8 protein-coding genes and 1 pseudogene are annotated in these 12,582 nt (G+C 41.1%); 6 read left to right on the top strand and 3 right to left on the bottom strand.

Translation table 11 applies throughout. From position 1 onward, the window contains the following. The first annotated feature begins 17 nt into the window (after nt 1–17). Entirely contained in the window at nt 18–1,466 is a 1,449-nt protein-coding gene (locus QOS01_RS08160; protein ID WP_283621912.1) for a UDP-glucose--hexose-1-phosphate uridylyltransferase, read from the top strand. 28 nt (nt 1,467–1,494) lie between these two features. Next, nucleotides 1,495–2,487, top strand: coding sequence for a LacI family DNA-binding transcriptional regulator (locus QOS01_RS08165; RefSeq protein WP_283621913.1), 993 nt, complete (start codon nt 1,495–1,497; stop codon nt 2,485–2,487). A 513-nt stretch (nt 2,488–3,000) separates the two neighbouring features. Here the strand turns inward: QOS01_RS08165 and QOS01_RS08170 are convergent. Beyond that, the gene (locus QOS01_RS08170; protein ID WP_283621914.1) at nt 3,001–3,927 is read right to left on the bottom strand and encodes a helix-turn-helix transcriptional regulator; all 927 of its coding nucleotides are present in this window, start codon (nt 3,925–3,927) and stop codon (nt 3,001–3,003) included. A 158-nt stretch (nt 3,928–4,085) separates the two neighbouring features. Between QOS01_RS08170 and QOS01_RS08175 the strand changes: the two genes are divergently transcribed. Both QOS01_RS08175 and QOS01_RS08180 read left to right on the top strand, forming a co-directional pair. Beyond that, nucleotides 4,086–5,393 (top strand): MFS transporter, encoded by a 1,308-nt coding sequence (locus tag QOS01_RS08175; protein WP_283621915.1) that lies wholly within the window; start codon nt 4,086–4,088, stop codon nt 5,391–5,393. Between the two features lie 14 nt (nt 5,394–5,407). Then, nucleotides 5,408–7,366, top strand: a complete 1,959-nt coding sequence (locus QOS01_RS08180) for a glycoside hydrolase family 127 protein (protein WP_283621916.1) — start codon at nt 5,408–5,410, stop codon at nt 7,364–7,366. Between the two features lie 166 nt (nt 7,367–7,532). Here the strand turns inward: QOS01_RS08180 and QOS01_RS08185 are convergent, their stop codons facing one another. Together QOS01_RS08185 and QOS01_RS10825 are read right to left on the bottom strand one after the other, a co-directional pair. Then, nucleotides 7,533–8,156 (bottom strand): helix-turn-helix domain-containing protein, encoded by a 624-nt coding sequence (locus tag QOS01_RS08185; RefSeq protein ID WP_283621917.1) that lies wholly within the window; start codon nt 8,154–8,156, stop codon nt 7,533–7,535. Nucleotides 8,157–8,219: 63 nt separating this feature from the next. Next, nucleotides 8,220–8,390, bottom strand: a pseudogene (locus QOS01_RS10825) (AraC family ligand binding domain-containing protein); the annotation flags it as partial. Between the two features lie 246 nt (nt 8,391–8,636). Here QOS01_RS10825 and QOS01_RS08190 point away from each other — a divergent pair. Beyond that, a complete protein-coding gene (locus QOS01_RS08190; protein WP_283621918.1) occupies nt 8,637–10,013 on the top strand; it encodes an MFS transporter in 1,377 nt (458 codons plus the stop codon). 255 nt (nt 10,014–10,268) lie between these two features. Then, nucleotides 10,269–12,374 carry a glycoside hydrolase family 36 protein gene (locus QOS01_RS08195; protein WP_283621919.1) on the top strand — a complete coding sequence of 702 codons (2,106 nt, stop codon included), beginning with the start codon at nt 10,269–10,271 and terminating at the stop codon, nt 12,372–12,374. Nucleotides 12,375–12,582: the final 208 nt, after the last annotated feature.

The raw sequence follows: 12,582 nt of genomic DNA on the forward strand, positions 1-12,582 counted from the left end.
TGCGGGGGAATGAGAAAATGAAGTTATTGGAAGAATATGCAGACAAGGTAATTGAAAGTGGTGCCTACGAACCCCTGGACCGGATTTACGTATTAAACAAGATCCGGGCCCTGGTTGGTGACGAAGATGTTGAAGCCACGACGGATAAGCCGCTGGTTGCCCAACTGGTTGACCTAGCCGTTAAGCGCGGCAAGATTGAGGACGGCCAAACGGCCAGAGAAATTCTCAATGACCAGCTGTACGACCTGATGACACCGCGGCCATCAGTGATTAACCACGAGTTCTGGGAAAAGTACCAACAGTCCCCAGAAACCGCTACTGACTGGTTCTACAAGCTGTGTACCAGCAACGATTACGTTAAGGTTGCGGCAATTAAAAAGAACGTGGTCTTTGATAAGCCTACCAAGTATGGTAACTTAGAGATTACGATTAACCTTTCTAAGCCGGAAAAGGATCCTAAGGCAATCGCCGCTGCGGCTCACGACACGAAGAAGAAGTACCCACAATGTGCCCTGTGCATGGAAAACGAAGGTTACAAGGGCCGGCTTGGTCAAGCAGCCCGGAGTAACCACCGGATCATTCGGATGACAATTGGCGGTAAGCAGTGGGGCTTCCAGTACTCACCATACGCCTACTTCAACGAACACTGCATCTTCTTGTACAGCAAGCATGAACCAATGAAGATTAACCGGCAGACGCTGATTAACCTGGTTGAAATTGAAAACCAGCTGCCAGCCTACTTCGTTGGTAGTAATGCCGACCTGCCAATCGTTGGGGGCTCAATGTTGGCTCACGAACACTATCAGGGTGGTCGCCACACCTTCCCAATGATGAAGGCGGCAATTAAGAAGCCCCTGCAATTTGCTGACTACCCAGCAGTTGAAGCCGGGATCGTTAACTGGCCAATGAGTGACATCCGCTTGACGAGTGCGGACACGACCCAACTGATTGACCTGGGGACCCACATCATTGATGTTTGGGACCACTACAGCGACGAAAGCCTCAACATTAAGGCGTTTGATGGCGACACCCGCCACCACACGGTTACGCCAATCATGCACCGTGACGGTGAGAAGTACGTCCTCGACCTTGTTCTGCGGGACAACAACACGAGTGACAAATACCCACTTGGTATTTTCCACCCGCACGAAAAGTTGTGGCACATTAAGAAGGAAAACATTGGCCTGATCGAAGTTATGGGTCGGGCAATCCTGCCGGCCCGTCTCAAGGACGAACTGAATGAAGTCAAGAAGTTCTGGCTGGGTGCTGAAAACAAGATTGCGGACAGTCACCTACCATGGGCAAAGGAAGTTCAAGCCAAGACGGAAATTACGAAGGATAATGTTGACGAAGTGATGGAACAAGAACTGGCCAACATCTTTGCTAATGTCCTGGAAAATGCCGGGGTCTTCAAGGAAGATGCCGCTGGTCAAGCTGGCTGGGACCGGTTTATCAAGCAACTGTAATGATTAAAGCTGAAAGGAGTCTGTGAGGATGGCAGTAACGTTACGTGACATTGCAAATAAAGCTGGGGTGTCGATTGCGACGGTATCGCGGATCCTCAATAATGATGCTACCCTTTCAGTCAACGAGAAGACCCGGCAACGGGTAATCGCAACCGCTGAGCAGTTTAACTACACGAAGCATAAGCGGACGCAGAGTAACCGGGTTCAGAAGGTTGCGGTTGTTCAGTGGTACTCACTGACCCAGGAACTAGATGACCTGTACTACATGGCTATCCGGATGGAGATTGAGCGTTCTGCTCAACGCCGGGGCCTGCAGACGGTACCGATTTACCAGAACAACATGGAGGATATTCCCCAAGATGTCACTGGTATTATTGCAATTGGTAAGTTTAGTAATGCCCAGGTTGAAAAGTTTCGCTTAGTGACGAAGAACATTGTGTTTGTCGATTATGATAGTTTAGCGGCTGGGTATGACTGCTTGGTTCCCGACTTTGAAAATGCCGTTCGTTCCGTAATTAGCGAGTTCGTTAATGAAGGGATTGAGGACATTGGAATGCTAGCAGGAACGGAAACCACGACGGATAACGAAATCGTTCCGGACCTCCGGCGTTTCTACTTTGAAAATGACCTTCGCCAAAGGAACCTGTATCATTCAGAATTTATATTTGCCGGCGACTACACCTCGATGTCGGGATATAAGGCAATGAAACGGGCGATTGAGCGGCTCAGTGATCGCTTACCGCACGGGATCTTTATTGCAAATGATCCAATGGCGGTTGGCGCGTTAAAGGCGGTCCAGGAAGCAAAGATTGCGATTCCGCAGCGGTTAGCGTTGATTTCGTTTAACGATACGGCGCTGGTCAAGTATGTTTACCCAAGTATGTCAGCGGTCCACGTGGCAACGGATGAGATGGCCCACGCGGCGGTTGACATGATGGTCAAGCGGCTAAAGAACCCAGATGCGGACCCGTGCAAGACAGTTGTGGGTACGCATTTGATAAAGCGGCAGACAACAAAATAAATGAGTGCGGAACCCCCCCCCGAAGAGGGCCGTATGACTAACATGGAAAAACGGTTGGCGCAGAAGGCGCCAGCCGTTTTTTCTGTTAGGCACTAGGCCCGTGGGGGTGGAGCACGTTACGGCTATGTAAAAGTAGCAGTACGGCAACTGAAGAGGGCTGTATGACTAATCGTAGGAAAGAGGCTGGGAGAAAACTTTTTCACCAGCCTCTTTTAGTTTTCCGAGTATTACACAGTAATCGCGGAAAAAAGCGTGCTCCTAGTGTTGTAGTTACGGACAATCATTGGCCCGTACCGTGCAACAATCGTCCTATACTAGCCATACGGAGCACTCTGAAGCTCTTTTTTCCAGCTTCTTTTTCTGTTAGGCACTAAGCCAATGGGGTGGAGCACTGGGGGACGATTGGCATAAAAAAGTGTCAAAGGCCCTTTATATGTGTTTAAAACATTAAGAGCTTACAAGTTAGCTTCGTGTCGACGAGAGAGTGAAGACGAAACTATAAATGACGTTTTTTCAGTCCAACGCCTTCCCCGGATCAGGTATATCTGTTAAATGTTTGGTAATCTCTTCAGGGATTGGTAATACAGGATTAATTACTTGGTTGTTGTGATAAATCTTAGAGAATTGAGCGCGATACTGGCTTGGTGTAATACCAATACTTTTCCTGAATTGCCTTAAGAATAATTTTTCGTTTTTAAAATACGAATTATTTGCAATTTCTTTAATTGAAAGATTGGTTCTGATTAAAAGTGATTGTGCAGTCTGCAACTTCAAGTTCATTAAGTAGTGCTTGGGACTGACACCGGCTACTTTTTTAAATAGGCGTGAAAAATATTGGGGATTAAGTCCAATATGCTCTGCCATCATTGTAACTGTTGGGGAAATGTAGAGGTTTGTCCTTATCCATTCTTTCATTTTTTCAACCTGTTCCGCTTTGGTGTTTTTAATTTGTGTTGAGAGTGAAAGATCACGGCTTAATCCAGTCAGGATAATAGTAATAAAACAGTTAGCGATTTTTTGATTATTAAGGTCAGTTAAATCGAGTTCTAGTAATTGGTGAATTAGGATAATATAACGATTAAGGTTAGAAATACGCCCTAATTGTGGAAGAATTATCTTTTTACTATTAATGTGTGGAATTTCATTTGTAACACTAGTACTGGCAGGTAAGAAAAAATGCAACCAATAAAATTCAACATTACTTGGTGAAGGATGGTAGCCAATCATGGTTGGAAAAGGCGGAATAATAATGAATTCTCCCTCTTTAACAGTGAAAAGCTGATTTGCTATCTTCAAGTAGAGAATTCCCTTCTTGCAAAGGATCAATTCATAGTCACCACGATGATATCGTTTAGAATGTGACCAATTAGCATTAGCGTTAAATAGCCCACCAATCATAAATATTATATTATCGGATAGATTATAGGAATAATATTTCATAGATCCTTCTCACTCCTTTGAAAGTCAAAAAAGTATACCGTTTCTTTTATTTTAGCAGTTTTTATAAGTTGTGAAAGATTTATCATAGGAAATGTAGAAAGCGCTTTCTAACTCTTTTCACATAATTGTGGGTGAATATAATGTTAGGAAAAAATTCAGTGTCAAAAGTCGATAAGGCGGTAATAATTGACCCGAGTTCGATTTCACCAGAAACCGGTAAACCTTGGCCTAAATCAACCTTTTGGCGGTTTTTAATAGCTTTTATTATTTACGGTGTTCTAAATAATGCTGCCTTCACGTTAAACAGTGCGGTATTACTTCCTCAGCATATTAAAGATGTCGGAATTACCAATCCAACGGCGGCTTACGGAATTATTACATCTGTCACCTCTCTTGTATCGTTATTTGCTGGGTATATCTGGGGTACACTTTCTGACAAGACACGGTCACGTTTTGGGAAGCGGACGCCTTGGATCTTTATTGGTTCATTTGTTGCCGGGATTGGTTTGTATGCCCTTGGGATTTTCAAATCAACCTCTAGTCTGACAATGGCTTACATTTTCAATACATTAGGCCAAAATGCAATTCAGACGCCAATGTATGCGTTCTTAGCAGATCGTGTTCCTAGAAATGTGCGGGGAACTTTGTCCGCAGGATTTGGTGCAACCTCAGTTGGTGCACCAGTTGGGCAGTTCATTAGTTCTTATTTTTTAGGCCGTTCTTATCAGAGTTGGGGATTTGTAATTGGTGGAATCCTAATTGCTGTCTCTGGACTAATTGTGTTACTTATAACACCACGCGAGAAATCTTCGAAAAATATGGTTGTTGACCGTAATGAAAGCTTGACCAAAGCCCTAGCAACGCTACTACCACCAAAGTTAACAGGTGCGCATGATTTCTATAAGGCATGTGCAGGTCGTTTCTTGGTCATGACAAGTTATACGATGATTTTTCAATATTTACTATATATTCTTGAAAATTATATTGGATTATCGACACTTGCTGCTGCCCGTGCGATGAATAAGCTGTCAATTTTTACTTTAATTGTTTCTCTTTTTGGCCTCGCATTTTCCGGTCCAATTTCGGATAAATTGAGAGCACGTAAAATCCCCGTTACATGTGGTGGGGTATTAATGATTATTGGAACACTGAGTTTAGTAATGTTTAAATCAGTTAGCGGTGTTATTGGTTATATTGTTCTTGCCGGTTTAGGTTATGGAATTTACCTAGCTGTTGATATGGCTTTGAATATTGACGTTATTCCAAGGGAAGCTAAGGAAAATAAGACGACTGGTAAGTATGTTGGATTTGGAAACTTAACCAATACTGCAGGACAAATGATTGCTCCTGCTGCAACTTCAATGATTGTAACTGCAACTGGAAGCTACATGTTAGTGTTTTGGGGCTCAATTATCGTAACTATCTGTGGTACAGCATTTATTTTGTGGATTAAGCATGTAAAGTAGAAGGGGTGCATATAATGTTTAAGGAAAGAAAAACAAAGATAACGTCTGATTTCTGGCAACGTTATCGTAAATTAATGGCGAATAGTTCGATTCCATTTCAATGGGATATGATTAATGATAATAAGAAAATTATAATTTCTAACGATGCATTTGCAGCAGAAGGTACTGCTGATAAGAGTCATGCAATTGCTAATCTTAAGATTGCTGCTGGAAGAGAAAAAGGAAAGTTCTTTGGGATGGACTTTCAAGATACGGATGTTTACAAGTGGTTGGAAAGTGCTGCATATGTTTTAAGTTATGCACCAAACAAAAAATTGCGTGAAGAGACCGATTCGGTAGTTGATTTAATTGCAGATGCTCAGGAAAACGACGGCTACCTATCAACGATGTTTCAAATCGAAATGCCAGAGCGAAAATTTAAGCGTCTACAACAATCGCATGAACTATATTCAATGGGACATTATATTGAGGCTGGGGTTGCCTATTACGAGGTAACTGGTAATGAAAAGGCGCTAAAAATAGCTGAGAAAATGGCAGACTGTATCAATAAACACTTTGGGCTGCAAGAAAATCAGATTCCCGGAATACCTGGTCACCCCGAAATAGAGTTAGCCTTAGCAAGATTATATGAAGTTACTAAAAATGAACGCTATTTAAAACTCGCTAAGTATTTTATTACTCAACGTGGGCAAGATACTGAATTCTTTGATCGTCAAAATAAGCTTGATGGTAAAGGCCGTAATTTCTTCCCTGGATTAGATAAAATTGGCAATCGCTATTACTTCGCAGATAAGCCAGTAACAGAGCAGGTAGATGTTCATGGCCATGCGGTAAGGGTACTTTACTTTTGTACTGGATTAGCACATATTGCGCGGTTAACCAAGGATCAAGCATTGATGCAGGCCGCTAACCGTTTATGGAAAGATACGGTTAAAAAGCAAATGTACATCACGGGTAACGTGGGTCAAACGACAACTGGTGAAGCATTTACATATGATTATGATTTGCCTAACGATACAGATTATGGGGAAACATGTGCGTCAGTTGCAATGGTTCTATTTGCTAAGCAGATGCTATTGAGCGATTTGAACGGCCAGTATGGTGACATAATTGAAAAGGAGTTATTTAATGGTGCCTTGAGTGGAATTGCACTGGATGGGAAGCACTACTTTTATGTGAACCCATTAGAAGCGGATCCAAAAGCCAGCAAGAAAAATCCAGGAAAAAATCATATTAATACCAAACGTTCTTCATGGTTTGCTTGTGCTTGTTGTCCATCAAACATTACGCGTTTATTGTCATCCGTCGATCGATACTTATACTCAATAAAAGATAATACTATTTTGTCTGATCAGTTTATTGCTAATGAAACCAATTTCGATAATGGAGTATCAATTAGATTGACTACTGACTATCCGTGGGAGGGAAAGTTAAGTTATGTAATTAGTAATTCTCAAGAGGTTAAATTTAATTTTGCCATTCGAATTCCACAATGGGCTTTGGGAGATTACCATATTATAGTTAATGGTCAAAGAGTAGACGTAAAGTTGCAGAAGCAATTATTTATCCTGCCGATTACAGATAAGATTACTAATATTACAGTTGATTTTGGAATGGATGTACATTTGGTACGAGCAAATAACCGCGTCAAAGATGATATGGGCAAAGTTGCCGTGCAACGCGGACCAATTATTTATTGCGCAGAAGAAAGTGATAATAAAGCACCACTATGGAACTATCGTTTAAAATCCAATCCAAAATTTACAAGCAATTATGATAGTCAATTACTTGATGGCGTAGTTGTGCTTGATACTGATGACGCAGAGCGAATGGCTGAAGATAGCGAGCAGCAACTTTATTACTTTGTTGATGATACACCTGGTTGGTCACAGTCACATTTACGGTTAATCCCTTACTATGCCTGGGCTAACCGCGATAATGGTCAAATGGAAGTTTGGCTTAATAAACGGTAACAATCTCTTTGTAAACCACAATCTCAGAATAATTATAAAAATGAACAACCCAATCTAATAATTATCAAGTATTACGAGGAAAGACCCCTAGCGTAAGACTAGGAGCCTTTTATATGCTTTCACGAAGCTTATGATGTAATACATGGCACCAAAAGCAAATTAGTAGCTATTTCTTTTTATTATGATTGGGCTGTTCTTTTTTAAAACGTTGGTAATAATTGATATCCGTATCCCTAGATAGTAGTACCTGTGGGTCAAAGTTACTACTATCCTGAAATTTTTGAGTATATGATCGTCGAAATTCCGAAGGAGTTAGTTGAAACTCCTTTTTAAATTGCTTCATAAAGTGTTTGTCGTCATTAAAGTAGGCTTCACTAGCTACCCGTTTAATTGGCAAATTGGTTTTTAGTAACAACTCTTGTGCACGTGTCATTTTTAGACTATTGACAAACTGAATCAATGTTTGCCCAGTCTCTTGTTTAAAGATTCGTTCCAGATAGTTAGGGTTGAATTCAAAATGATTTGCAATTTGGCTAACAGTTAACTTGCCACTAAGATTAGAGCGAATCCACCCCTTAACATTCTCCATTTGGTTACTGTTTGTCGATATAGAGGATTTTATAAATTCATGGGAGAGCTCAATTAGCAAACTAGTTAATAGATAGTCTACAGCAATGTGAGGATAATGCTTATTAATCGCAACATCTAATATTTGGTTAGCCAGTACGTAAGACTTTTTAATGCCTGGTAAGGAAAATAGAGGTGGTAGGGGAATTAGACTACTAGCCAAATTTTTGCCTTCATAATACTCACCCTGATGGTAGCCATCGGGACTGGTGAAAAAATGAAACCAGTAATATTGAGTATGTCGTGGGGACTTTTGGTAGCCTACTACAATTGCATGAGCTGGGACTAACAAGACTTCATCAGCGGATACTTCATATCGTCGATGATTAACTTGTAAAAAAAGTCTCCCAGAAACGACCATAATTATTTCAAAAGCATCATTTTGGTAAATCCTTTTGTGCCGCCAATTTTCGTCAGCAGTAAAGAATCCTTGGTTAGCAGCAACGACAGGTTAGTTGATATCAAAGTAGGCTACTTCCATAAAAATCCCTCCTTGCTATCTTAATAGTATGAATTTGCCACCAAATGTTCAATGTAAAGTAATAAATAGACACCGATAATGCTAAAATGGCCATTTTTAAAAACTTGTGAAAACGGTTACAATTTTAATTGTTGAATAATTAGAATTACTTGATAGGAGTGAATGGTCATGGATATGAAAAAGGTTAAATATCCGTTTGGATCGACCAAGGCTAAGGTTGGCCCTTTAGAAAAATTGAGTTATGCTAATTTGGATTTTTCTGGGCAGTTATTAGCGACGGTTGTTAATAGTTATTTGATGTATTTCTTTACTGACGTTGCGGCAGTGTCTGCTGCCGCAACTGGGATTATCTTGCTAATTGCGCGGGTGGTTGATGCAGTTGGAGCACCAGTTTGGGGTACTCTAATTGATATGACTCACTCGAAATTTGGTAAGGCGCGGCCATACTTTCTTTGGTTGGCCTTCCCATATGCAGCAAGTGCAATTCTGCTGTTTTGGGCACCAAGTCTTAGCCCAGCTGCTAAGGCAATTTACTGTGGGGTCGTTTACATGATTTATGGGGTGCTTTACCTTGGTATCAATGCTCCAATTACGACTATCCTTACACTGATTACGTCCTCACCTGCTCAACGTGTTAAGCTGAATTCATGGCGGATGGTTGGTTCACAACTTGGGGTATTCATCGTGAATTCCCTGACTCTTCCACTGGTTGCCTTCTTTGGTGCCGGTAATGATGTTAAGGGCTTCCGGATTTTTATTGTTATCTTTGCAATTCTAAATGTTTGTGGGACTCTTTTCTCATTTGGGCACATCCGTGAACGGGTAGTTGTTCCTAATAGCCAACGGGTTACCTTACGGAAGAGTATTCACGCCATGAATAAGAATTGGCCATGGTTCCTAATTGTTGGTGGCAACTTCCTCTTCTGGATTGCTCAACAGGGCCGTCAGCAGTCATTGGTTTACTACTTTACCTATTATTTCCACAACAAGGGTTTAGTAACATTCTTTAACTCAATTGCCATTATTCAGGTTATCGGGATTATTTCGATTCCGTTGTTGAATAAATTTATGTCAAAAAGTCATATTTGGGCCCTTGGCTTAGCAGGCGCTGTTCTTGGCCAGTTTATCATCATGTTTGCTCACCTTAATGTTGTTGGTGCCGTTATTGGTTGGATTATTGCAAACATTGGATCTGGGATTGCTTGTTCAATGCCATTTGCAATGTTGGGCTCAGCTGTTGACTATGGTGAATGGAAAAATGGTGTCAATGCTGCTGGTATCTTAACAACGGTTGGTTCAGCATTTTGTATGTCGATGGGAATGGGCTTAGCCGGTGCCCTGAATGGTGGTATTATGTCAGCATTTGGTTATGTGGCTAACCACGTTCAAACAGCACACGCCCTGATGGGAATTAATATTTCATTCAATTGGGTAACTATCCTAATGTATGCTTTGGCAATCATCCCAGCGTTGGTTTACCAAAAGTATGAAAATATGGAAAAAGACATTACCGCTGAGTTATCTAAGACTCGTGAATAGCAATAAAAAAGGGAACATGGTAATCGGCCATATTCCTTTACTAATTTAGCTTTGAATACAAAATAAAAAGCATGTCGACAATAATGATGAGGGCGAGAAAGAAAAGTAGGTTGCCTCGTTTTGGTTTATTATCCATTAGCTGCTGACCTCCAATCTAATTATTACTCTTATCATATCAACGAAAGCGCTTTAATAATAGTGAAGGTGGGAAATACCCACTTATTATGCTGGATTAGCGAATGAAAGGGAGAAAAAATGACAAGATTTGAAGTCAGCACTACATCTACTAAATTAGTCTTTGAAGTACTAGATGATAAAAAAGTGGCCTTGATTCAAGTGGGAAGTAATGATCTTTCCAACGTAGATGAGGAAACCAAAAAACAGATGACATTGACAGAGGTTAAAGTTACCGGCGAAAACATTCACCATAAGGGGGTGGGTTTCGTGGCTACCGAACCTGGTAGTAACTTACAATATTTGAATCACCAGGTGATAAATATGCCACAAGGTAAACAACTTGCAGTGGTTCAAATCAACCGGGAAACGGGCCTAAAAGTAACCAACTATTATCAACTATATGATGATACGGAAGTTATCCGTAGTTGGGTAACACTAGAAAATATTGGTGAAGACAACCTTGGTATTGAATATGTGTCTTCATTTGCTTTGACAGGGGTTGACCAAGCAGGAGACTTATCCGGTAATTACGCTGAAGACAACATCTTTTATGTGGCCAATAATGATTGGACCGCAGAAGCCCAGTGGAAAGCTAACTCTTTAAAAGACGCAGGACTTGACTATTGGGTTGACGGAAATAAGGAACAGGCGTCGTCAAAGCGGATTAGTATCACCAACAATTCTTCTTGGTCGTGTTCAGAATATTCACCCAATGGGATGTTAGTCAATACAAAGACAAATCAGACCGCAATTTGGCAAATTGAGAATAACGGGGCCTGGCATTATGAATTAACCGATATTGGAACAGGAAATTTACTGGCTGTTCGTCTATCAGGACCAGAAGAATACGATAATCATTGGTGGAAAGAACTTCAGCCTGGTGAAAAATTTACAACTGTGACGGTTGCCTTTGGTCAATTAAAGGGCGGCTTTGAAGAAGCACTGGATGCGATGACTAAATATCGTCGTGATATTCGACGACCAAATCAGGATGATCAGCACTTAGCGGTAATTTTTAATGATTATATGAACGGCCTTTCTGGAGATCCTACTACCGCCAAGGAAAAGCCGTTAATTGATGCTGCTGCTAAGGCCGGGTGCGAATACTACGTGGTTGATTGTGGCTGGTATGCACCGGGATACTGGTGGGATAGTGTCGGTGAGTGGAAACCATCAACAGAACGCTTCCCTAATGGAATTGAGGAAGTAATTAATTATATCCGTAGTAAGGGGATGGTACCTGGATTATGGCTTGAAATTGAGGTAATGGGGATCAAATGCCCGTTAGCTAAACAGTTACCAGATGATTGGTTCTTTACGCGTCATGGTAAGCGGGTAATTGATAGCGACCGATATCACCTTGATTTTATTAATCCGGCAGTTCGAAAATATGCTGATGATGTAGTGGACCGGTTAGTGGAACAGTATGGTGTTGGCTATATTAAAATGGACTACAATATCACGACTGGGATTGGTACTGATCATAATGCCGATAGCTATGGTGACGGTCTTCTCAAACATAATCGGGCTTATCTGCAATGGTTAGACGATGTTTTCCAACGCTATCCAGAAATAGTAATTGAGAATTGCGGTAGTGGTGGAATGCGTCATGACTACGCAATGTTACAGCGACACAGTATCCAATCAATGACCGATCAAACCGACTATGTTCGTAATGGTAATATAGCAGCAGTTGGGGCCTCAGTAGTTAGCCCAGAGCAGTGTGCCATCTGGTCCTACCCACTAAAGGATGGGGACAATGAGGAAGTTATTTTTAACATGGTCAATGCGATGCTAGTCCGAATCCATCAAAGTGGGCTCCTTAATGAAGTAAAGGGGCAGCGGTTAGATCTTGTTCAAGAAGGAATTGCAACTTATAAGCAGTATCGTGATCAGATTCCAACAATGCTACCGATATGGCCAATGGGGCTAAGCCAAATTGACGACCCATGGTTTAGTTATGGCCTACGCAATGACCATGAAATGTACCTTGCTGTTTGGCGTGGGAAAGGTGGTGACGAAGCGCAAACAATTGACTTATCTCACTATGGTAACGTTATGAATGTTACACAAATATATCCAAAGAATGATAAATTGACAACCTATACAAATAATAACAACCAATTAACGGTTAAGTTTCCTCACGAAAAAATCGCTCGGTTGTACCATATAAAATTAAAATAATTCTTCAGTAATCCCAAAAAACGACCAGAACGATTTCTGGCCGTTTTTTTGTAGGAGAGAAGTGAGTCACTGTGATTTTTAAATAGTGAATAAAGACCAGAATAAATATTTTTTCAAAAAATTTTTTAAAAGGCAGATTGCAAGAAATAACTTGAACGAATTTAATGACGTAAATTAAGCAGGAAGATCTCGATTGGTGTATGCCAGT

Origin of the sequence: Limosilactobacillus avium, assembly GCF_947381485.1 — a bacterium.
Classification (GTDB): Bacteria; Bacillota; Bacilli; order Lactobacillales; family Lactobacillaceae; genus Limosilactobacillus; species Limosilactobacillus avium.

Coding starts and splice junctions, on each gene's coding strand:
- QOS01_RS08190 (WP_283621918.1), top strand. CDS start 8,637: ATGGTCATGGATATGAAAAAGGTTAAATATCCGTTTGGATCGACCAAG.
- QOS01_RS08170 (WP_283621914.1), bottom strand. CDS start 3,927: ATGAAATATTATTCCTATAATCTATCCGATAATATAATATTTATGATT.
- QOS01_RS08180 (WP_283621916.1), top strand. CDS start 5,408: ATGTTTAAGGAAAGAAAAACAAAGATAACGTCTGATTTCTGGCAACGT.
- QOS01_RS08165 (WP_283621913.1), top strand. CDS start 1,495: ATGGCAGTAACGTTACGTGACATTGCAAATAAAGCTGGGGTGTCGATT.
- QOS01_RS08195 (WP_283621919.1), top strand. CDS start 10,269: ATGACAAGATTTGAAGTCAGCACTACATCTACTAAATTAGTCTTTGAA.
- QOS01_RS08160 (WP_283621912.1), top strand. CDS start 18: ATGAAGTTATTGGAAGAATATGCAGACAAGGTAATTGAAAGTGGTGCC.